The 21,550-nt window shown below is 43.6% G+C and carries 19 protein-coding genes; 14 read left to right on the top strand and 5 right to left on the bottom strand.

What is annotated here, in order from left to right; all coding sequences use genetic code 11:
* The first annotated feature begins 16 nt into the window (after nucleotides 1–16).
* From AC5JPO_RS03655 to AC5JPO_RS03670, 4 genes are read left to right on the top strand one after another with little or no spacing between them, the layout of a single operon-like run.
* A complete protein-coding gene (locus AC5JPO_RS03655; protein WP_493853298.1) occupies nucleotides 17–883 on the top strand; it encodes a YihY/virulence factor BrkB family protein in 867 nt (288 codons plus the stop codon).
* 47 nt (nucleotides 884–930) lie between these two features.
* Nucleotides 931–2,130 (top strand): HlyD family secretion protein, encoded by a 1,200-nt coding sequence (locus AC5JPO_RS03660; RefSeq protein WP_493853299.1) that lies wholly within the window; start codon nucleotides 931–933, stop codon nucleotides 2,128–2,130.
* 3 nt (nucleotides 2,131–2,133) lie between these two features.
* Nucleotides 2,134–3,447 carry an ABC transporter permease gene (locus AC5JPO_RS03665; protein WP_493853300.1) on the top strand — a complete coding sequence of 438 codons (1,314 nt, stop codon included), beginning with the start codon at nucleotides 2,134–2,136 and terminating at the stop codon, nucleotides 3,445–3,447.
* The gene (locus AC5JPO_RS03670) at nucleotides 3,447–4,643 is read left to right on the top strand and encodes an ABC transporter permease (protein ID WP_493853301.1); all 1,197 of its coding nucleotides are present in this window, start codon (nucleotides 3,447–3,449) and stop codon (nucleotides 4,641–4,643) included. The genes AC5JPO_RS03665 and AC5JPO_RS03670 overlap by 1 nt, the downstream gene beginning before the upstream one ends.
* A 133-nt stretch (nucleotides 4,644–4,776) precedes the next feature.
* Here the strand turns inward: AC5JPO_RS03670 and sthA are convergent, their stop codons facing one another.
* Nucleotides 4,777–6,420: a Si-specific NAD(P)(+) transhydrogenase gene (sthA, locus tag AC5JPO_RS03675; protein ID WP_319050212.1), complete on the bottom strand. Its 1,644-nt coding sequence runs from the start codon at nucleotides 6,418–6,420 to the stop codon at nucleotides 4,777–4,779.
* 165 nt (nucleotides 6,421–6,585) lie between these two features.
* The gene (ppsR, locus tag AC5JPO_RS03680) at nucleotides 6,586–7,482 is read right to left on the bottom strand and encodes a posphoenolpyruvate synthetase regulatory kinase/phosphorylase PpsR (protein ID WP_443524279.1); all 897 of its coding nucleotides are present in this window, start codon (nucleotides 7,480–7,482) and stop codon (nucleotides 6,586–6,588) included.
* 627 nt (nucleotides 7,483–8,109) lie between these two features.
* On the opposite strand from ppsR, the gene ppsA reads away from it, so the two are divergent.
* The 8 genes from ppsA to AC5JPO_RS03720 all read left to right on the top strand — a co-directional run bounded on the left by ppsA (nucleotide 8,110) and on the right by AC5JPO_RS03720 (nucleotide 16,870).
* On the top strand, nucleotides 8,110–10,494 hold the full coding sequence (gene ppsA / locus AC5JPO_RS03685) for a phosphoenolpyruvate synthase (protein ID WP_443524281.1): 2,385 nt from the start codon (nucleotides 8,110–8,112) through the stop codon (nucleotides 10,492–10,494).
* 169 nt (nucleotides 10,495–10,663) lie between these two features.
* A complete protein-coding gene (locus tag AC5JPO_RS03690) occupies nucleotides 10,664–11,647 on the top strand; it encodes an RDD family protein (protein ID WP_493853302.1) in 984 nt (327 codons plus the stop codon).
* 293 nt (nucleotides 11,648–11,940) lie between these two features.
* Nucleotides 11,941–12,345: a 30S ribosomal protein S6 gene (gene rpsF, locus AC5JPO_RS03695; protein WP_101205443.1), complete on the top strand. Its 405-nt coding sequence runs from the start codon at nucleotides 11,941–11,943 to the stop codon at nucleotides 12,343–12,345.
* Nucleotides 12,346–12,361: 16 nt separating this feature from the next.
* Nucleotides 12,362–12,592: a 30S ribosomal protein S18 gene (rpsR, locus tag AC5JPO_RS03700; protein WP_010198808.1), complete on the top strand. Its 231-nt coding sequence runs from the start codon at nucleotides 12,362–12,364 to the stop codon at nucleotides 12,590–12,592.
* Nucleotides 12,593–12,612: 20 nt separating this feature from the next.
* The gene (rplI, locus tag AC5JPO_RS03705) at nucleotides 12,613–13,119 is read left to right on the top strand and encodes a 50S ribosomal protein L9 (RefSeq protein ID WP_319050205.1); all 507 of its coding nucleotides are present in this window, start codon (nucleotides 12,613–12,615) and stop codon (nucleotides 13,117–13,119) included.
* Between the two features lie 353 nt (nucleotides 13,120–13,472).
* The gene (locus tag AC5JPO_RS03710; RefSeq protein WP_493853303.1) at nucleotides 13,473–13,712 is read left to right on the top strand and encodes a hypothetical protein; all 240 of its coding nucleotides are present in this window, start codon (nucleotides 13,473–13,475) and stop codon (nucleotides 13,710–13,712) included.
* Between the two features lie 551 nt (nucleotides 13,713–14,263).
* On the top strand, nucleotides 14,264–15,622 hold the full coding sequence (locus AC5JPO_RS03715) for a GntP family permease (RefSeq protein WP_493853304.1): 1,359 nt from the start codon (nucleotides 14,264–14,266) through the stop codon (nucleotides 15,620–15,622).
* Between the two features lie 111 nt (nucleotides 15,623–15,733).
* Nucleotides 15,734–16,870, top strand: a complete 1,137-nt coding sequence (locus AC5JPO_RS03720; RefSeq protein ID WP_493853305.1) for a glycerate kinase — start codon at nucleotides 15,734–15,736, stop codon at nucleotides 16,868–16,870.
* Between the two features lie 111 nt (nucleotides 16,871–16,981).
* Here AC5JPO_RS03720 and AC5JPO_RS03725 read toward each other — a convergent pair whose 3' ends face one another.
* Nucleotides 16,982–17,851 (bottom strand): LysR family transcriptional regulator, encoded by an 870-nt coding sequence (locus AC5JPO_RS03725; RefSeq protein WP_493853306.1) that lies wholly within the window; start codon nucleotides 17,849–17,851, stop codon nucleotides 16,982–16,984.
* Between the two features lie 108 nt (nucleotides 17,852–17,959).
* Here AC5JPO_RS03725 and AC5JPO_RS03730 point away from each other — a divergent pair, with 108 nt between their 5' ends.
* Entirely contained in the window at nucleotides 17,960–18,460 is a 501-nt protein-coding gene (locus AC5JPO_RS03730) for a lactoylglutathione lyase family protein (RefSeq protein ID WP_101205448.1), read from the top strand.
* A gap of 211 nt (nucleotides 18,461–18,671) precedes the next feature.
* Nucleotides 18,672–19,484: an enoyl-CoA hydratase gene (locus AC5JPO_RS03735; RefSeq protein ID WP_493853307.1), complete on the top strand. Its 813-nt coding sequence runs from the start codon at nucleotides 18,672–18,674 to the stop codon at nucleotides 19,482–19,484.
* Nucleotides 19,485–19,589: 105 nt separating this feature from the next.
* Here the strand turns inward: AC5JPO_RS03735 and AC5JPO_RS03740 are convergent, their stop codons facing one another.
* Together AC5JPO_RS03740 and AC5JPO_RS03745 are read right to left on the bottom strand one after the other, a co-directional pair.
* On the bottom strand, nucleotides 19,590–19,928 hold the full coding sequence (locus AC5JPO_RS03740; RefSeq protein WP_319050428.1) for a RidA family protein: 339 nt from the start codon (nucleotides 19,926–19,928) through the stop codon (nucleotides 19,590–19,592).
* A gap of 59 nt (nucleotides 19,929–19,987) precedes the next feature.
* Nucleotides 19,988–21,235, bottom strand: a complete 1,248-nt coding sequence (locus tag AC5JPO_RS03745; protein WP_319050199.1) for an NAD(P)/FAD-dependent oxidoreductase — start codon at nucleotides 21,233–21,235, stop codon at nucleotides 19,988–19,990.
* Between the last annotated feature and the right edge of the window lie 315 nt (nucleotides 21,236–21,550).

Consider the following 21,550-nt stretch of genomic DNA (forward strand, 5'->3'; position numbering starts at 1 on the left):
TGTGAATAATTGTTTTATGAAAAAATCTACCTCTAAATCGATAAGTCATTGGTTGCAGCCTTTACTCAAAACATGGCAGCTTGCAAACACCTCTAACGTTTGGGCACACTGTGCAAGCGTGGGATTTTTTGGTTTTTTGTCAATATTTCCCGTGATGGCTGTGTTTGTACTCATTTATGGCCTCGTGTTTTCACCTGCCCAGATGCAAGAACAGATCTCACTTTTGAGTCCATACATACCCGATACCGTGTATGAAGTCCTCAACTCACGCCTGAACGACCTAGTCTCTACTACCACGTCTAAGTTAACTTTTAGCCTTATTTTATCGTCACTGCTCGCCCTCTATGCTGGCTCTAAAGGAATTAAGTCTTTAATTATCCTTATCAACCTCGCCTTTCATATCACTCATGAGCGTGGGTTCATTCAAGGTACTATTCGAGCCGTTGGACTGACCTTTGGCGCAGTAGTTGTCTTGATTATAGCAGTCTCCTCTATCGCCATTATTCCTGTGGGAGCGGCTTTTTTCCCGTTTCCTCAGATAGCTGAAACGATTGCGCTTTGGAGCAGATGGCCAATATTGGCTGGTATTATATTTCTGAGCTTTTTGGGGCTCTACCGCTTAGCACCTAATCGCGATGCTGTCGCGCTAAAAAGGCTAGTGCCAGGTGCCGCACTAGCGACCATTATGTGGATTGTATTGTCTGTGCTGTTTTCTATCTATGTGCAAAATTTCAATAACTATAGTGCTGAGTTTGGTGCGCTTTCAGCTGCTGTGGTAATTATGCTGTGGCTGTATTATTCGGCATTTATTGTCGCTTTTGGTGCTATTTTCAACTCTGAAGCGTTAGACAGTGCTAAGCCTTACGCTGTTCGAATGTATTAATCATAACCCCTTACTCTCAACTTTGCTGCTTTAGGAACCCCGCTGTCATGTCTGAATTGCCAAATGAATCAAACGACTCAAATCAATCTGATGATTCAGCCGAGTTAGCGACCTCTCAGGACAGTCAATACTCAGCTAAACCAGCAGAAAACACGCCTGACGCTGAGCCGGTGCAGCCTACGCCACCGTACAATCGCGGTAATGCTAACGCTGATAAATCTGCTCGTGTAAAAAAAGCGCTACTTGCAGGGCTTGCATTGATTGTTCTTGCTGTGATTGCCTATGGTCTATATAAAAGCAATCAACAGAGCGAGCCTGAAATCATTACGCTTCAGGGGCAAATGCAAATGCAGCAAACCTCTATCGCTGCAAAAGTACCTGGCCGCATTGCACGGATTATGGTGACAGAAGGTGATGCTGTCACAGCAGGGCAACAGCTGGTCGAAATGGATTCGCCTGAAATTAATGCCAAGATCAACCAGGCGCGGGCTGGCAAGCAAATCGCACAGAGCCAGTTGGACAAAGCCGAAAATGGCGCACGCCCGCAAGAAATCGCTCAAGCCAAAGCGGCTTGGCAAGCCAATAAAGCGGCCTCTGATTTGGCGAAGAACACTTATCAGCGCGTTAATCGCCTCTACGAAGAAGGATTGATGGCGCGGCAAAAGCGCGATGAGGCGTATGCACAGTACCTTGCTACCGAAGATCAGACTGAAGCGGCACGTCTGCAATATGATCTGGCGTTAGAGGGCGCGCGTAGTGAAGATAAGTCAGCCGCTACCGCCCAAGTCGCACAGGTCGATGCCCAACTGGACGAGGCACTGGTCGCAAAAGAAGAAGCCAATCTAAAAAGCCCTATCGCAGGTATCGTTGACAACGTCATCGTCAGTGCTGGTGAAGTCATCGGTCAAGGCGTTCCTTTGCTCACTTTGGTAGATACCAATGACCAATGGGTGGTACTCAACGTCACTGAATCTTATCTGAATCAATTTGCTATCGGTCAAACTTTTATAGGAACTATCCCAGCTCTATCATCAGCAGACAAACCTTATAGCAAACAGTTCACTGTTTATGCGACGTCGACCCTATCTGATTTTGCAACTTGGCGACCGACTAACAATGACGATGGGTTCGATGTGCGTACCTTTGAGGTAAAAGCTCGACCATCAACGCCAGATACTCGTATTCGCTCGGGTATGAGCGTGGTTGTGCGTATCAATCCTACGCCTATTAACCAGAACCAAGAGTAAACCATGCGCTTAATTGAGGCGTTTTTGCGCAGTGCAGCCTATGAGCGGCGATTTTTGACCAAAAACCAGTGGGACCTTAGCATGGTGTTATGGATACCGCTGGCAACCGTCCTACTTATTTGGTGGATATTTTCACAGACTCAGATTACTGATTTGCCTATAGGCGTTATCGATCAAGACAATAGTGCGATGGCCAATACTGCCGTACGCTACTTAGAAGCCAGTCCTACACTCACAGTCAGGCAGTTGTATTATTCTCAAGCAGAGGCCGAGGCTGCGATATTGCAACGCGATATTTACGCAGTCGTGACGATTCCTGAAGACTTCTCTCGCAATATATTATCGAGTAAGCCTGCGCCGCTAACTTTGCAGGTAAATGCACAGTACGGTACTCACTCTGGCATTATCCAAACGAGTGTTCAAGCAGTTGCGAGCACATTGTCCGCAGGTGTCGAGATACAGCAATTGGTCAAGCAAGGCGTAGCGCCATCGCAAGCCGCAACTGCTTACGCGCCTATCAGTATTCAACGTATCAGTCTGTTCAATGCGGCCACCAATTATCAACAGTTTTTGGCCTCAACCGTGATACCTGCCCTGCTACATATATTGGCAATGGTCGTTGGTGCAACGACCATTGGACGTGAGCTACGTGATAAGAATATTGGTCGCTGGTATCGTTTTATTGATACCAAAAACCCTAAACGAACGTCACCTCGATATCCGAAAACACTAACCGCACCGTTCATCAAGCAAGATAGTGTCAATAACAACAGCGATAATGCCACGGTGTCGTCAACCTTAAGAGCGCCACAGGCACTCAGCCTGTCAGTATTATTGTTTGGTTTGTTAGGTAAATATTTTTGGCCAATGCTGGCCTATAGTGTATGGTCGGCTATGATACTGTGGCTGGCAACCTCGAACCAATCTATAAGCATAGCTTCGCTTGCCGTAGTATATGCCGGTCTTTTATGCCTAATGGCGCTCTCGTTTTGGCTGGGTGCGATCTTTACGTTGAATGCCTTTTCTCTACGTATGGGGCTGTCTGCTACTGGTTTTATCTCAGCGCCTTCTTACGCCTTTGCTGGTGTGACCTTTCCTTATATTGCGATTAGTGATAGCGCGCAGTATTGGTCAAACATCCTACCACTGACGCATTATCTGAAACTTCACATTGCACAATTGCAGATGCAAGCGCCCATTGCTATATCTCTGCCTGGTGTCTACGGTCTCACTATCGCTATGATTATAGCACTGCTATTAGCCGCATTATTAACCAAACGTGCATTGGCACACCCTGAACGTTGGGGAGCACGCTAATGTCAATACGATCCAACCCCAATCTCAAAAAATCTGAATCAACAAAGTCTTCGCCATCACCGTCGTTCTGGACAAGCTTTGTCCAAACGCTTAAAGATATTTTTGGGGATAAAGGCATCTTGCTGATGTTGATCATCGCCCCTATTATTTATGGCTTCTTTTATCCGTGGCCTTATTCTACTGAGGTGGTCAATCATGTACCGGTAGGTATCATCGATTATGACAATAGCAACTTATCGCGTACGCTCGCTCGTTACTCAAGCTCCAGCCCCTATTTAGATACCGAGCGTTTTGTCAATGAGCAAGCCGCCAAAGAAGCCATGTGGTCCAATCAAATTGCAGGTTATATGGTGATTCCTAGTGGGCTTGAAGCGCAAGTACTATCAGGTCAACAAGCCCATGTCAGTGTTTTGGGTAATGGTGGCTATTTTATCCTGAATAAAAATGTTCAATTGGGCTTCTCTCAAGCAGTGGGTACGGTATCAGCAGGCATAAAGGTAAAGAAGGCCGTTGCGAAAGGGACTTATGCACCCACTGCCGCACAGAGCACGCAAGCAATACCGCTACGCATCATACCGCTGTATAACCAAACTGAAGGCTATGGTGCTTATGTCGTGCCGGCGGTCTCTGTCATTATCTTGCAACAAACACTACTGATGGCGACAGCGATGCTGATTGGCACATGGTATGAGCAACGCCGCCATGCGACGAGCATACGTGGCTGGCTAGGACGCATCGGCGCGCTAAGCACGCTAAGCTTTATCGTCGGCTGTTTTTATTATGGCTGGGCGTTTGAGCTTCATCATTATCCACGTGGTCAAAACATGCTTGGTACGTTATTGTTTTTGGCATTATTTTGCCCGACGGTCGCCACGCTTGGTTGCGTGCTTGGGCTATGGTTCCGGCAACGAGAACGCAGCATGCAAATCTTAATCTTTGTCTCGCTACCGATATTTTTCTTGAGTGGCTACCCATGGCCAGCAGACCAGTTGCCTCAGATATTACAAGTCATACGCTGGATCGTGCCCACAACCCCTGCCATCAATACCTCTGTACAGCTGAACCAAATGGGTGCCAGCGTGTCCCAAGTCGCTATTGGGTTTTATGTACTGGCAGGCTTATGGCTATTTTACTTTGCTTTGCTACTGTTTTTACGCAAACGTATACCGCAAAGACAATCCGCTTATAGCGCTTGATAGTAACTGAGCTCAAGACCCTAACAAAAAAGCGCCTGCTAACAATAGCAGGCGCTTTTTATGGAGAGGACTTTATACTTTCAAGCTTTTTACTTCCGAACCTTAAAATGTTCTCAGTAGTTAAAGGTAATCGTTAAAACACTCGGTTCAGACCATTGAGCGCCGCAACACGATATGCTTCTGCCATCGTTGGATAGTTAAAGGTGGTATTAACGAAGTACTCAAGCGTATTGTTACACTTCATAACCGCTTGTCCGATATGGATAATCTCTGATGCATGGTTACCGTAGCAGTGAATACCCAAAATCTCTAGCGTCTCACGATGGAATAGTATCTTTAGTACGCCTGTACGCTCACCAATGATTTGTGCGCGAGCCAGATGCTTAAAGAAAGCTTGACCGACCTCGTAAGGTACTTTCTCATCTGTCAGCTCTTGCTCGGTTTTGCCAATACAAGAAATCTCAGGGATCGTATAGATACCCGTTGGTACGCTAGATACAGGTTCAGCATCACTGTCGCCAACCATAAATGCAGCCGCACAGCGTCCTTGGTCATATGCCGCTGATGCTAATGATGGCCAACCGATCACATCGCCTGCTGCATAGATATTATCAACATCAGTGCGATAAGTATCATCAACTTTTAGCTGACCACGGCTGTTCGCTTTTAGCCCAATAGCTTCTAGGTTTAGACCTTCAGTGTTACCTGAGCGTCCATTTGACCACAGTATGGCATCTGATTTGATTTTCTTACCGCTTTTGAGATGTAGGATTACGCAGTCATCATGGGTCTCAAGATGATCAATTTCTTCGTTACTTCGAATGAGCACACCGAACTGTCTAAAATCGTGCGCGATGGCATCGCTAATCTCGCTATCGAGGTAGTTGAGCAACTGATCTTGGTTGTTGATCAGATCCACTTTATAGCCAAGACCAGTAAAAATAGAAGCGTATTCACAGCCAATCACGCCAGCACCATAAATGATGATTTTTTTGACGATATAATCCATCTGTAGGATCTTATCAGAATCAAAAACGCGCGGATGATTGAAGTCTAAGATATCAGGACGATATGGACGACTACCGACCGTTACGATGGCTTTATTAAAGGTGATGGTTTCAAACACATTGTCATCAGTTTCAACACGCAGAGTATGTTTGTCAACAAAGCTGCCCCACCCTTGGATGACTTCAATACGGTTGCGCTCATAAAAGCCTGTATGCGTGTTCACTTGACGGCGTATCACTTGACGAGCATTGGCAAGCACTTTATTCAGCGGAACTTGCTTATACTCCATCGCTTTGGTGAACATTGGATCACGGCGAAAGTTAATCAAGTTAAATACCGATTGGCGCAGTGCTTTACTCGGGATCGTACCTACATGAGTCGAGTTACCACCCACCTGATCACGCGGATCGACCACCACCACTCTCTTACCAGATTTGGTAAGCTTCATGGCAGCGGCCTCTCCGGCTGGTCCTGCACCCAATACCACTACATCGTATTCATAGTCGTGATTGTCGCTTTTTAGGCGACGAGAGTCTTTGGCAAAACCCGATTGAATATCGATACGGGTGTCATCAAGCGGGTTGATAAGGTCTGGATGGTGCATGACATCATCAGTGACTTGCTCGTGGGTTTGTTCAATTTTTTGTTTTTTGTCTTTACCTTCGGTATGTTCAGGGTTGGGCGTGCGACCGTTCTCTTTATTAGATACTTCGGTATGAATATCTTTACCAGTATCATTGGTCGCGTCGCTTGCACTTTTACTTACCATGATGTCCTCTTTATTTATTGATTATATGAATAGGTTTGTATGGGAGGGAGTTTTTACGATCTACATAGGTTGATAAAATTAGGTTAGTAAAATCACGCCACCATAAAGTATGGATATCGTTTTTGCAATCTTGATACGTATTGCGCACTACAAAGTAATAATTTATCAGCCAATACGGCGCTTAAGACCAGTCATTTGCAAGATACGGGTGGCAATCTCTTCAACAGACATCTCCGATACGTCCAAGCTTGGAATACCATGAGTGATATAGATACCTTGTATCGCACGCTGCTCTTGCTGACATTGTTGGTAGCTGGAATAACGACTGCCCGCACGGCGCTCTTGGCGGATTTTTACTAAGCGATCGGTATCAATGAGCAAGCCAAACAATTTGTCTTTGTGCTCACGTAATGCTTTTGGCAACTGATTGTCGTACAAATCATCTTCGGTCAAAGGATAGTTTGCCGCTCGAATACCAAACTGTAATGCCAAGTATAGCGATGTCGGTGTCTTACCAGAACGCGACACCCCCACTAAGATAATATCTGCTGCATTATAGTGGCGAGTACGCGCTCCATCGTCATTGTCCAAAGCAAAATGAACCGCATCGATACGCTCTTTGTAGGTTTCAGAGTCAACGTCGTCGTGCGCATGACCAGAGTGACCATCTGGCTCAACGCCGGTTTCTTCTGCAACGCGTCCTATTAATCCCTCATACATATCCAAGTTACAGCTGTGGGCTGAGTTAATCTTTTCGCGGATCTCTGAATTAACGATAGTATCGAACACCAGCGGCAGTGAGCCATCGCGCTGATAAGCCATATTGATTTGCTCGACTGCGTCTTCAGCACGCTCTAGGCTGTCAACGTATGGCAAAACACGCGTCTCAAAAGGCACTGAAGCAAACTGACTTAAAATAGCGCGACCCAATGTCTCAGCAGTAATCGCTGTGCCATCTGAGATGAAAAATGCCGTTCTGATGGCTTGTGAGCTGTCCAAGTTGAGTGCGTGATGGTTTTGGATAGTGGACTTAACTTGTTCAGATGGATTGCTTGAGTACATGACGTTGGCACCTTGGTTGAAAACTCAATAATGATCTTCATTTAGCTTCTAGTGATGATTTGATAGCGTTTATCTAAATTTGGCGGCTTAATTGAGTTACCTGATTAGCTATTTAAGTACTCAATGAGTGCTCTCAAACAAGATACACAGCGGCATCTGTATCGTACATTGATAGAACCATGCACATCACCTATCTATGCGCTACATTATACGCATATTAAGCCCTTAATAGAAATCAATGTTACAGGCGCACACTTAGAACCAACACGGTTTTTCACGCAATCATTACCTTCAACTGACTACTCATTAAATGTTTTTATTACTGAACCTTTTATGTAAAAACAGAAGTTGTGAGAATACTCGAATACCGTCGCTCGAATGCACTCATCTTCAAATTTCTTGACAATTATAAGCACTCAACAAGCACATACCATTACTGATACTGTTGATATTTTTTGTGCTTTCAGACAAAAAAATCTCAGCCACTTACCAAAATTTATGTGGCAATTCCTACAATTTGTGTGTTTTTAACAAGTTTTTTGGTCAAACCCCTCGAAATCCTCATAATATGGCGGTATAATTCACCGTTATAATCTTTACTAAATAACCTTATTTTCTGGAGTTATCATGGCAGCGCAATCTACAGCACTTGTAATCAATCTTGATCAGCTAGGAAAAGACGATATCGAAATGGTTGGCGGCAAGAATGCCTCTCTTGGTGAAATGATCAGCCATCTTTCTGATTTAGGCGTTAGTGTTCCAGGCGGTTTTGCCACCACTTCAAATGCATTCAATCGCTTTTTGACAGAAACAGGCTTGCTTGACAAAATCAACAATGAGCTAAAAACACTAGATGTTGATGATGTTAAAAAACTTGCAGAAACAGGTAAAAAGATCCGTACTTGGATTATTGAACAAGAGCTGCCAAAAGATCTTGAGCAAGAAGTACGTCAGTCATTTGAAACCATGAGTGGCGGTGAAGACATCGCGGTTGCTGTCCGTTCTTCTGCTACCGCTGAAGATTTGCCAGATGCCTCATTTGCAGGTCAGCAAGAAACCTTCTTGAACATTCGTGGTATTGATAACGTTCTAATCGCTATTAAAGAAGTATTTGCCTCTTTATATAACGACCGTGCCATCTCTTATCGTGTTCATAAAGGTTTTGAGCATGAAGGCGTTGCCTTGTCTGCTGCTGTACAGCGTATGGTGCGTTCAGAGACTGGTGCTGCTGGTGTTATGTTCACACTAGATACCGAAAGTGGTTTTGATCAAGTGGTATTCATCACCTCAAGCTACGGTCTAGGTGAGATGGTTGTACAGGGCGCAGTTAACCCAGATGAGTTTTATATCTCAAAACGTCTGCTAGCTGATGGTAAGCCTTCTGTTATCCGTCGTAACCTAGGTAGCAAGCACAAGAAAATGGTTTATGGTGATGAAGGCAGCACGGCTAAATCAGTGAAAACTGTCGATGTTGAAAAGCAAGAGCGTATGCAGTTCTCTTTATCTACTGAAGAGCTGACCTCACTTGCCAAACAAGCCGTAACCATTGAGCAGCATTATGGTCATGCAATGGACATCGAATGGGCAAAAGACGGCGATAGCGGTGAGATCTTTATCGTTCAAGCACGTCCTGAGACTGTTAAGAGCCGCCAAGACAGCAATGTCATGGAGCGTTATGTTATCGACACGACTGGCGCAAAAGTATTGTGTGAAGGTCGTTCAATCGGTCAGCGTATCGGTTCAGGTAAAGTGCGTATCGTTAGCAACCTAAACGAGATGGACAAAGTAGAAGAAGGCGACGTACTGGTATCAGACATGACTGATCCGGATTGGGAGCCAGTTATGAAGCGCGCTTCTGCTATCATTACTAACCGTGGTGGCCGTACGTGTCATGCGGCTATTATCGCGCGTGAGCTAGGTGTGCCAGCTATCGTTGGTTGTGGTAACGCCACTGAGTTATTGGTTGATGGTCAAGACGTGACTGCGTCTTGTGCTGAAGGTGACACTGGTTTCATTTATGAGAGCCAGATTGACTTCGAAGTACAGACCAACTCTGTTGAGTCTATGCCAGAGCTTGCATTTAAAGTGATGATGAACGTTGGTAACCCGGATCGCGCGTTCTCATTCACCCAAATGCCAAACGAAGGTATTGGTCTTGCGCGTCTAGAGTTCATCATCAACCGTATGATTGGTGTGCATCCAAAAGCGCTACTAAACATGAACAGCTTGCCACGTGAGATCTCACAAGCAATCCAAGAGCGTATTGCAGGCTATGCCTCACCAGTTGATTTCTACGTTGATAAATTGGTTGAAGGTATCTCAACCCTAGCCGTTGCCTTTATGGATCAGCCAGTTATCGTTCGTATGTCAGATTTCAAATCAAACGAATACGCTAACCTACTAGGTGGTAAGTTATACGAGCCATCAGAAGAAAATCCAATGCTTGGTTTCCGCGGTGCTAGCCGTTATGTCTCTGACAACTTCCGTGATTGCTTTGAGCTTGAGTGTAAAGCACTAAAACGTGTTCGTGATGAGATGGGTCTGACCAATGTTGAGATCATGATCCCATTTGTCCGTACCACTGACGAAGCAGCACAAGTAATTGAGCTACTTGAAAAGAATGGTCTAAAACGTGGCGAAAATGGTCTACGCGTCATTATGATGTGTGAACTACCAACCAACGCCTTACTCGCAGAAGAGTTCCTAGAGCACTTCGATGGTTTCTCTATTGGTTCTAACGATTTGACTCAGCTAACGCTTGGTCTTGATCGTGACTCAGGCATCGTCTCACATCTATTTGATGAGCGTGACCCTGCTGTTAAGAAGCTATTGACGATGGCTATAGACGCTTGCCGTAAGCAAAACAAATATGTTGGTATCTGTGGTCAGGGTCCATCAGATCATCCAGATCTAGCATTCTGGCTTATGGAGCAAGGCATCAGCTCAGTATCATTGAACCCAGATTCGGTACTAGATACTTGGTTCTTCTTAGCTGGTGAAGAAGCACAGTAAGTCACTGTGTTAAGTGATCATTGTGTTAAGTAACTATATTGACTCACTATGCTAAGTCACAGTATTAAGTTACTGGGGTAATTCACACAGTCATTAAAGATACCACTATTAGGGTCTATTTGATTTTTTCAAATAGACCCTAATATAATGTGTTAAGACATGACTAACTATGCAGGCAATTATGCAGATTTTCCTTGCTCGAAATAACGTACAAGCTGGCCCATATGATTTGGAGCAGCTGAATATTATGCTCGCCTCTGGTGAAGTACTGCTAGATGATTTGATGTGGCATGAAGGCCTGAGCCAATGGCAACGTGTAGGCAATCTCACCAACAACCAAGCAGCTTATAGACCTACTGCTAGTGGTCGTTCTGAAAACAACGATTCCATTATCAACAATGTAACCGTGTTTCCTGAAGACAATGCTAATAGCGCGAGTGGTCAAGAAGATAAGTCTGTCTCACTAGATAGATTGTACGGCAAGCCTGAACGTCCAAAAAACGTCAAGGCAGATATGACGACCAATCGTCATCAAACGCCGCATAACAATGTATCGTTGAACAAGTCCAATCTCAAAAAGACGGCCGCAGACAAAACCGTGGGTAACGTCGTGCTCGCGCCTATTATGTCGCGAGTATTGGCAACGGCATTAAATGGTTTACTGTATGTCTTAGCCATTTTGCCATTGGTCATGGCATTGACCAAATTGGATGTGGATTACACCAAGTTTCAAAATATCCAAGACATGGACGCCGCTTATCAGTATTCAATGTCGCTAATGGAAAGTCTTCCTAGTAGCACGTTAATGATGTCGCAAGTGATGGTGTTTGGACTATTTGCTTTGCAATTGTTATTTATTGCTATGCGCGGTCAATCACTAGGCAAACTGATTACTGGTATTCGAGTGGTGGATCAAACCACGCATCGACTGCCTTCATTCATCAAGCTTATTGGTACGCGTACATTATTGTTGTTCGTCATCTACAACTTGCTCTTTTCGTTTACCAGTTTTTTAGGTTTCGTGATTATCGCTATTCATTATTACATGGCATCAAGAAATCCTCAGAATATTGGCTGGCATGACAAACTTGCCAAAACCTTAGTCGTTAAAGCGGACAGTAGCCAGTTAGAAAAAAAGTCTAAAACGAAGTAAATCTTTTTTATACTCGATTATCAATACTGTCTCTACTTTTTCTTGTAATTACTATAGAAAAGCTGCGTATAATCGCGGCTTTTTTATTTAGCGAAGATTATTTATCCTCTTTTTATATTTTATTGGCAACAGCTTGGTGATTAACCTTTGTGTTAATCACCGAGTACTGTTATAATACGGCGCTTTATAAACTAAGCTTTTTTCTTATTATATTTTTAGGAATTAGGGCTTACCTTATAAATCTCCTTGCTATTAACATAGGGTTAATAGCTACTAATCCGTAAGGAGTCATAATGCGACATTACGAACTGGTGTTACTTGTACACCCAGACCAAAGCGACCAAGTGGTCGGCATGGTTGAGCGCTACATCAAGTTAGTTCAAGACAACAACGGTGTTATCCACCGTCTAGAAGATTGGGGCCGTCGTCAACTGGCTTACCCAATCAACAAGATTCACAAAGCTCATTACGTTCTTTTCAACATTGAAACTGACGGCGAGACTTTAGCTGAACTTGAAGAATTATTCCGCTATAACGACGCGATCATTCGTAGTCTAGTTATGCGCCGTGACGAAGCTGTCACTGAAGAGTCGCAGTTAGCCAAGAATGCCGATGAAAAACGCGCACGCAAAGCAACTACTCGTCGTCCAGATAATCGTGAAAACGATAATGACGACAACGACAACAGTGAAGACTAATTAAAGGAGAATACTCATGGCACGTTTCTATCGCCGTCGCAAATTCTGCCGTTTCACTGCTGAAGGCATCACTCACATCGACTATAAAGATGTTGAATTGCTAAAACAGTATATTAGTGATAATGGTAAAATCGTACCTAGCCGTATTACTGGTACATCTACTAAATATCAGCGTCAACTAGCGACTGCTATCAAGCAAGCTCGTTACTTATCGCTACTTCCATACACTGATAACCATCAAGGTTAACCGCTAACTAGGAATGACTCATGCAAATTATTTTGTTACAGCGTATCGTCAACCTTGGTAAACTCGGTGAAACTGTCGATGTAAAACCAGGTTACGGACGTAACTTTCTTATCCCTCAGGGCCGCGCTCTACCTGCTACTAAAGCTAACATTGAAAAGTTCGAAGCACGTCGTGCTGAGCTTGAAGCTGAAGAAGCAAAAGAGATCGCTGTTGCTCAAGAGCGTGCTGATGCACTAACTGACGTTAATGTTATCATGCGTGCTAAATCAGGTGACGAAGGCAAGCTATTTGGCTCTATCGGTACTCGCGATATCGCTGAAGCATTGACTAACTCAGGTCTAGAAGTTGACCGTGCTGAAATCAAGCTACCTGAAGGCACTCTACGTCAAATTGGCGAATACAATGTTGATATTCAGCTACACCATGACGTTACTGCTAGCATCTTAGTTACTATTCTTTCTGAAGATGGTAACAACGAAGATTCAGCTGATGAAGAAGCATCTGAAGAAGACTACTCTGAAGAGTAATTCTTTAGACAGTTAGATTTATTCAAAAAAACCAGCAGCCTTGTGTTGCTGGTTTTTTTATTGTGTACGGTTTTTGATTAATTGTAGACTAGTTTACTGTCGTCTTGCGCAGCGCTATTCTGATAGATCAAAATTCAATTCAATATTAGTCGGCTAAATATTAGTCGGTTATAAGTTACTTAAAAAAATACTGTCCTAACGGCGATGTTACCTATGTAATGATATAGCAACTATTTACTACAACTACCTTAAAAATGGTATACCAAACAATAAGATAGTGCCTATATAATCGTCTTTATTATCAACAGCAGGATTGATATTCTGCTGTTTTATTTACAACAGGGCGCACAAATATGAAAGACAATGAAATATACACTGATGATAAGCTTCTATGTATTCAAGGCAATGATATTTACCTAGAAGGTGAAATTTATACAGTAGGCAGAATCGTCAATGACAAGTACTTCCAACTATTGACGAGTGATAATGACGATCATTGGTATGCCACTCACGACGAACAAGGTATTCATGTGAGTTTTGATACAGCGATATCAACCACGCCAAACAAAGCGTTTTTCGATAAAATCGCGTAGTCATTTATAGTTGTTCATTGGCTCAATACCATATCGTATAAATACCGCTTACTCATACCTTGTTTTGGGCTAAAACTTTGATATGAGCATTGCGTTAGACATTATCTCTTATCAGTACAAACTGGTCACTACATGTGGCCAGTTTTTTTGTGTCTTATCCATACAACCTACCCTAATAAAATAGACTTCAATAGTGTCGATACAATGAAATGTTTTGAACAAACGTTGATTTTATTTTAGAATAGCTCAGACATGCATCAGTCTGATGCAGTAGCATTTCTAAATGTGGCATGAATAGAAAGAGCACCCTATTTCTGCTAAATGTATTTCCTAGTAGCTGCCATTTGCTATAGAATATGCCCCTTCAAAATTTCGTATCGTTATTGATGCTTATAGCCGATTTAAGATAACTCATATAAAAACCTGTGCAAATAAGATTTCTGCCGCTATGACATATAGTCTAAGCAGCTCTGATGCCGTATATGATTTATACAAGATTGACTGTATTCGTATTAATAACCCATAAAGTCCTAAACCATATTGAGACAGTGATGATTGTATTTTGGCTTGTACTGACCATTCTTTTTATTATTTTCGCTACCGCAAAACTGAAGTGGCATCCTTTTTTAGTATTGATTTTATCTGCTTTTTTGGTCGCGCTATTTTATCAAGTACCGCTCAATACTGTCGCAAAAACAATCTCTGATGGGTTTGGTGGGATTTTAGGATACATTGGTCTGGTCATTGTATTTGGTACGATTATTGGTCTAATCCTTGAAAAGACAGGCGCTGCTATCGTAATGGCAGAGTCAGTGATCAAAGTGTTGGGACCGCGCTTCCCTACGTTGACCATGTCTATCGTTGGTGCGGTGGTATCAATACCTGTGTTTTGTGACTCAGGCTATATTATCTTGAACTCTCTAAAAGAATCTCTAGCTGAGCGCTTGAACGTCTCAAGTGTGGCGATGAGTATTGCTTTGGCAACGGGTCTATATGCTACTCATACTTTCGTACCACCTACTCCAGGTCCAATCGCGGCGGCGGGGAATTTAGGACTAGAGTCCAACTTGGGTTTGGTCATCATGGTCGGTGTGGTCGTGACAGCAGTTGCAGTACTAGCTGGCTGGTGGTGGTCTAACCGCTTTCTCAATGCGACACCTGACAACATGAACGAAGCTGACGCGCCAGCAGCAGCTATGCCCGAAGGCATGAAAACTCGCGACGATTATAACCATCTACCGTCAGCAACAATGGCGTTTTTACCTATTATTGTTCCTATTATCTTGATCTGTCTGTCTTCGGTTGCTAATTTCCCAAGTGCACCATTTGGCAGTAGCATGGTAGCTGAGATTTTAATATTTATTGGTAACCCACTTACGGCACTACTAATTGGCTTATTCTTATCATTCTTCTTAATCAAATCAAGCCAAAAAACGCAAGAAATTAGCGATAGCATCTCACAAGGTTTGGTTGTTGCTGCCCCTATCCTATTAATCACTGGTGCTGGTGGCGCATTTGGTGCCATGTTAAAAGTGACACCAATTGGCGATTATTTGGGTTCAACGCTATCTGCTTTGGGCTTAGGTATCTTTATGCCATTTATCGTTTCTGCTGCCCTAAAAACCGCACAAGGCTCAACCACAGTCGCATTGGTTACGACTTCTGCTATGGTTGCCCCACTATTGAGTCAGATTGGCCTAGACAGTGAACTTGGACGTGTGTTCTGTGTGATGGCAATTGGTGCCGGTGCCATGACCATCTCACATGCCAATGACAGCTTCTTTTGGATTGTGAGCCAGTTTAGTCGCATGAGTGTGGCACAAGCGTACAAAGCTCATTCAATGGCTACTGGTATCCAAGGTGTGACTAGCATTGTGTTTATCTGGTTGTTGACGCTAGTATTTATCTAATCCTAAGATTAGCTGTTTTTACAGACGTTTATTTGGCTGTTACTAAGTAAACGTTTTAAAACATGACACCATCGCAATGATCGTGTCATTACGATATTCAAAGAGAGCCGTATGAAAATTTTGATTGCCCCTGACTCGTTTAAAGAAAGTCTAGAAGCGCTCGATGTCTGCCGTGCCATTCAGTCTGGTTTTAACCAAGTGTTTCCAGATGCTGATTACAAGCTACTGCCGATGGCAGATGGCGGCGAAGGCACCTCAGCAGTGTTGTCTTATGTATTAGGGGGTCACTGGAAAGAAGTCAAAGTACACGACCCATTGATGAGACCAATCACCGCAAAGTACTTACTGTTGCCTGACGCGACTGCGGTAATCGAAGTGGCTCAAGCGTGCGGATTGCATCTACTAACAGCTGATGAGCGTAATCCTATTATTGCGAGTAGTTATGGTGTGGGTGAGCTGATCGAAGATGCGTTAGCAGAAGGGGCCAAGCGCATCATTATCGGTCTTGGTGGTAGCGCAACCAATGATGCAGGTCTTGGTATGCTCATGGCATTAGGTGTGACATTTCATGACATCAATGATAGCTTGCTCACTCATGGTGGCGGTGCACTTGCCAGCCTACATCATATAGACAGCACCAACCTCAATGCCAAGATATTGAATACTGTATTTGAGGTCGCTTGTGATGTGACCAATCCATTATGCGGTCTGCTGGGTGCTAGCGCAGTATTTGGCCCGCAAAAAGGCGCTAACCCAGAGCAAGTCAATACCTTGGACAAGGCACTGAATCACTTTGCAACAATGTGCAATCAGCATGGCTATGAAGACTGTCAACACGTTGAAGGTGCTGGCGCTGCTGGTGGTCTTGGCTATGCGATGATGACGTTCTTCCAAGCTCAGCTAAAGTCAGGCTTTGATACAGTTGCCGAAGTGTCTCACCTGTCACAGCATATCGCAGAGGCTGATCTCGTCATCACTGGCGAAGGTAAGCTCGATGCGCAAACCGCCATGGGTAAAGTGGCAGGCGGCATCAGCCAAACCGCTAAGGTCAGCCGCACACCTGTCATCGCTATCTGCGGCAGCGTCGATGGATTAAAACCTGCTCAGACCAGTCAGTTCGATGTGGTTATGCCGAGTATCCAAAAAGTCGATACAATAGATAATGTGTTGGGCTCTGCTTATAACAATATTGAAACTACTGCTGCTAATATCGCTGCAAGTATCAAACTTGGGCAGACTTTGAGATAGACGCAATTCTTCATAGTCGCAATCTATCAATTAACCTCCTCCACTAAATGCACAGCTATTGAACTTTCGATTAACCCTTTGTTAACTGTGCATTTATCATTCTCAACATGTCTATAGCCATTTTTTTACTTCATCAATGACCGTATGCATTCTATTAGAGAGTACCTGCTGTCGTCTAACTGCCAGATATAGCGTTTCGCTAACGGCAACTGGCAGATAATGACTGTTAATCAGCTCAGGCTTTGGATAGGCAGCCACGGCATGTGCTGGCAAAACCGTAAAGCCCATTCCCCTGCTGACTGGCTCTAAGATTAACCCTATCTGATTCGAAAAGCCTTTTTTCTCAAAATCATTAATATGCTGAAATTGCTCATAATTGGCAGTCAGTAGCATGCCTGCATGATGGGCGCCATCCGGATGATCAATAAATCCGAGCTGGGTAAGCTGCTCCCAACTCGGCTCCACTGTAGTCGCAGGGGTTACTAGTATCAATGCTTCTTGCGCCATGGGCTTGCAACTAACCGTTTCATCGTCTGAGATATCCGTCATAAAGCCAATATCAATCTCGTGATTTGCCAGTGCCCGCTCTATATCAGAATTTGGAGCAAAACGGTAATCAATCACTAGTTTTGGATACTGCTGCTGTAGTGTCAAAAGCTGCGGATATAGTTTAAGTCCCACACTACCCGGTGACATTAGCCGTACCAACCCTTCATAAGGCGGGTCTTCACCGATACGTTGCTCTAAATTTGATAGACGCTGCAATATCTCGCCTGCTTCTTTATAAAGCTGTTCACCTGCATTGGTCAGTGAGAACTGCTTACCTTGTCGAATCAACAAATCCGTATCCAACTGCTCCTCTAACTTACGTATGTGCTGACTCACGCCCGACTGCGTCATGTATAAGCGCTCAGCGGTACGCGTAAAGTGCCCGACCTCAGCAAGCGTGCAAAAAGTACGTAGCCATGCGATGTTTATCATTACGTTTCATACTTATTTATATAATATTTGATAATTTTACATAATTAATCTGTATTTGTATACTGGCTCCACGTTAAAGAAAACGCATATCAAACAGGAGCACGAGCTATGAATAACGTCTATCCAAGAAGCTTTTCGCACATTGGTCTATCAGTCCCAGACCTAGATGCTGCCGTAAAATTTTATACCGAAGTGATGGGCTGGTACACCATCATGGAACCTACTGAGATTGTCGAAGATGACAGTCCGATTGGTGAGATGTGTACTGAAGTATTTGGTGCAGGTTGGGGAAGCTTTCGTATCGCTCATTTGTCTACTGGTGATCGCATCGGTGTCGAGATTTTTGAATTCAAAAATCAAGAAAACCCTGAAAATAACTTTGAATACTGGAAAACGGGCATCTTTCATTTCTGTGTTCAAGATCCAAATGTTGAAGAACTGGCTGAGCGTATGGTTGCCGCAGGTGGTAAAAAACGTATGGAAAAACCGCGCTACTACTACCCTGGCGAAAAACCGTATCGCATGATCTATATGGAAGACCCGTTCGGTAACATCGTTGAAATTTATAGCCACAGCTACGAGCTTATCTATAGCGAAGGCGCATACTAGGTTCAGTATAAATACAGATTAGTATGAACTTAACTTAGTATAGATTTAGCTTATATCTGACTGAAAAACCAATAGCGTACTCATTATCTGAGTGCGTTATTTTTTTGTGGGCTTTCTATGTCAGTCATCTATTGTATAGAATATAAGCCATGCTACTATTTGGTTAGCTATATATAAAATTATTAAACCAACCCATTATCAAGGATGATACATGACTCAATTAGGCACCACTCTAGATAGAAACGACCTTTTGGTGGTTAGAGAAGACCATAAAGAAACCGGTGTGGTCACGCTCACCTTAAACCAACCCAAACAATTCAATACCCTATCCGTAGAAGTGCTGTCTACCATGCAGATAGAGCTAGACAGTATCACATCAGATGACACGATTAGAATTGTCGTCATTCAAGCGACAGGTAAGGCATTCTGTGCGGGTCATAATCTAAAAGAGATGCGAGCACACGACGATGAAGCATTCCACCGTGCACTATTTCAACAATGCAGCCAGATGATGCTTACCATCAACCGTATGCTGCAGGTCGTCATTGCCAAAGTACAAGGTATTGCCACTGCGGCAGGATGTCAGCTGGTTGCAGCTTGTGATTTGGCCGTTGCCGCTGATGATGCGAAGTTTGCTACATCTGGCATCAACGTAGGGCTTTTCTGCTCTACGCCTGCCGTTGCCGTCAGTCGCAACCTACCTCGCAAGCAAGCGTTTGAGATGCTCATCACGGGAGAGTTTATCGATGCACATACCGCCCTACAATATGGATTGATCAATCGAGTCGCACCAGTAGATCAACTCGATCAAGCGCTACAATCATTAATATCAGCGATTACAGCCAAATCCTCAGTCGCAGTAAGAACGGGCAAAGATATGTTTTATAAGCAGCTGGGTATGACCCTCGAAGACGCTTATGATTATGCCAGTGACGTGATGACTTGTAATATGATGGCGGGCGATGTGGGCGAAGGCATTGATGCTTTTATTGAAAAGCGCCGAGCGGTATGGAAAGGGTGCTAATAGTCATATAAATAATTAAACTAATTTATTATAAAGCATAAAAAAGCCACGATATTGCTATCATGGCTTTTTTTACTGCTTGGCTAAAGGTGCTGCAAGCAGTCTTTACTCAGCAGCGATGGCAATCATCTCAACCAATAACTCAGGACGTGCCAGTGCTGATTCGCCGCAAGCGCGCGCTGGTGGCTCGATACCTTCAAACCACTCGTCATAAACTTCATTCATAGCTGCAAAATCAGCCATGTCTTTGATCCAAACCGTCACTGAAAGCAGTTTTGATTTATCACTACCCACTTCTTCTAATAGCGTTTGGATCTTTTCTAGACATGTCAATGTTTGCGCTTTGATATCGTCTTCTGCATTACCGACCTGACCACATAAGTAAACGGTCTGATTGTGGACGACGATTCTGCTCATGCGTGGGGTGCTATGTAATTTCTTTATCATGTTATCTACCTTTAATTTATTAATTTAAAATGGTGCTAAATTTGCTAGACGCGCTTTTAATTAGAAAAACGCTGTGCACTAAATGGTGCCAAATCTACCAATGCCGGCTTGTCATGAATCATCTCTTCAACTAGGCGCCCTGTCATTGGCCCTAAGGTAAAGCCTTGATGACTGTGACCAAACGCAAACCATAGTTTGTCATGCTTGTCAGCAGGTCCGATGACGGGCTTCATATCTGGCATACAAGGACGTGATCCAGCCCATGCTTCACTTTCAACGGCATCTTCTAATGGCAAGATTTTCTTAGCAAGTTTCAATACGGTTTTTAACTGACCAAAGTTCTTTGGCGCATTCATGGTCGTCATCTCAGCACCAGTCGTGATACGGATACCCTGCTGCATTGGACCCATGACAAAGCCTTTGTCCATATCAAACATACTATGATTGATGGTGTTCTTATCTGTTACTTTGAAATGCTGATGGTAGCCACGCATCGGGAATAACGGTAGGTTATATCCCAGTGGTCTGATCAAATCATTCGACCATGGACCTGCTGCAATGACTAATTTATCACTGTAGTAAGTATCTTTATCAGTGATAACTTTCCAGCCGTCAGCATCTTTGACGATTTCTTTAACGTCATTCTCTTTGATCGTACCCTGCATGTCTTGGAAGTTTTTTGCATAGGCTTTTACAAGCGAGCTTGGGTTTGATACTTGCCAAGAGTTTTTCCAATGAATCGCACCAACGAACCCTTCAAAATTGGCACTAGGCTCCATGGCCTTGAGTTCTTCAAGGTTCAGTACGTTATGCTCAACACCTTGGTTGCGCGCATCGATGGCTGATACTTGGGCTTCTTTGAACGTCTCTTCCGAGCGATGCAATTGCAACCAACCGTCACGAGTAATGAGCTCGTCAGCACCAGAGGCGCTGATCATAGTTTGGTGCTCACTGGTACAATGCTCAATCAGCGTCTGCCACTCAGATTCGATTTGTTTAACAGATGCTGGCGTAGAGTATTTCCAGTACTGTAATAGCGCTTGGTGATAACGCAAAATAGCTGGTATACGGTAGCGAATATCAGTACCTTGGTTCGGCAACACCCTGATCATCTCTGTCAGCTGACGCGGAAAAGGATGCGTATGAATGGCTTCGCGCTGAATTAATCCTGCATTGCCATACGAGGTCTCTGAACCTGGCAATTTCTTATCTAAGAGTAATACATTTGAGTTATTTTTTTGTAGATGCCACGCGATTGACGTGCCAACCATACCTGCACCGATAACGATCACTTCGTAGCGCATAACCTATCCTTTTCTTAGGGTGTTAATACAGAGTATCAAATATAAGGGTCGAACCGAATTAGGTGCTAATAGTAACGCATTGGGCTAAATATGAAACCCTTATCTGAAAAATATTTTCGTTATTAAATACTTTTGGTTATGCCTTTATTGGTAGAGTATTTTCAAAAGGAATAACGGAGGTACGGCGTGGTTATTTAGACATAAAAATGAAAAAGAATAAGCTAAAAATCAGCACAGTTTTCTGCTATAAACCTCATTTAATGTCACAAATATACTCTTCTTCTTTGTCTTATAAAAATAACGTAATTACGCAGT

The organism is Psychrobacter sp. H25 (assembly GCF_059076335.1).

Bases quoted from the DNA above. Each gene is read 5' to 3' on its own strand.
- AC5JPO_RS03655 (WP_493853298.1), top strand. From the start codon at position 17: ATGAAAAAATCTACCTCTAAATCGATAAGTCATTGGTTGCAGCCTTTA.
- AC5JPO_RS03660 (WP_493853299.1), top strand. From the start codon at position 931: ATGTCTGAATTGCCAAATGAATCAAACGACTCAAATCAATCTGATGAT.
- AC5JPO_RS03665 (WP_493853300.1), top strand. From the start codon at position 2,134: ATGCGCTTAATTGAGGCGTTTTTGCGCAGTGCAGCCTATGAGCGGCGA.
- AC5JPO_RS03670 (WP_493853301.1), top strand. From the start codon at position 3,447: ATGTCAATACGATCCAACCCCAATCTCAAAAAATCTGAATCAACAAAG.
- sthA (WP_319050212.1), bottom strand. From the start codon at position 6,420: ATGGTAAGTAAAAGTGCAAGCGACGCGACCAATGATACTGGTAAAGAT.
- ppsR (WP_443524279.1), bottom strand. From the start codon at position 7,482: ATGTACTCAAGCAATCCATCTGAACAAGTTAAGTCCACTATCCAAAAC.
- ppsA (WP_443524281.1), top strand. From the start codon at position 8,110: ATGGCAGCGCAATCTACAGCACTTGTAATCAATCTTGATCAGCTAGGA.
- AC5JPO_RS03690 (WP_493853302.1), top strand. From the start codon at position 10,664: ATGCAGGCAATTATGCAGATTTTCCTTGCTCGAAATAACGTACAAGCT.
- rpsF (WP_101205443.1), top strand. From the start codon at position 11,941: ATGCGACATTACGAACTGGTGTTACTTGTACACCCAGACCAAAGCGAC.
- rpsR (WP_010198808.1), top strand. From the start codon at position 12,362: ATGGCACGTTTCTATCGCCGTCGCAAATTCTGCCGTTTCACTGCTGAA.
- rplI (WP_319050205.1), top strand. From the start codon at position 12,613: ATGCAAATTATTTTGTTACAGCGTATCGTCAACCTTGGTAAACTCGGT.
- AC5JPO_RS03710 (WP_493853303.1), top strand. From the start codon at position 13,473: ATGAAAGACAATGAAATATACACTGATGATAAGCTTCTATGTATTCAA.
- AC5JPO_RS03715 (WP_493853304.1), top strand. From the start codon at position 14,264: ATGATTGTATTTTGGCTTGTACTGACCATTCTTTTTATTATTTTCGCT.
- AC5JPO_RS03720 (WP_493853305.1), top strand. From the start codon at position 15,734: ATGAAAATTTTGATTGCCCCTGACTCGTTTAAAGAAAGTCTAGAAGCG.
- AC5JPO_RS03725 (WP_493853306.1), bottom strand. From the start codon at position 17,851: ATGATAAACATCGCATGGCTACGTACTTTTTGCACGCTTGCTGAGGTC.
- AC5JPO_RS03730 (WP_101205448.1), top strand. From the start codon at position 17,960: ATGAATAACGTCTATCCAAGAAGCTTTTCGCACATTGGTCTATCAGTC.
- AC5JPO_RS03735 (WP_493853307.1), top strand. From the start codon at position 18,672: ATGACTCAATTAGGCACCACTCTAGATAGAAACGACCTTTTGGTGGTT.
- AC5JPO_RS03745 (WP_319050199.1), bottom strand. From the start codon at position 21,235: ATGCGCTACGAAGTGATCGTTATCGGTGCAGGTATGGTTGGCACGTCA.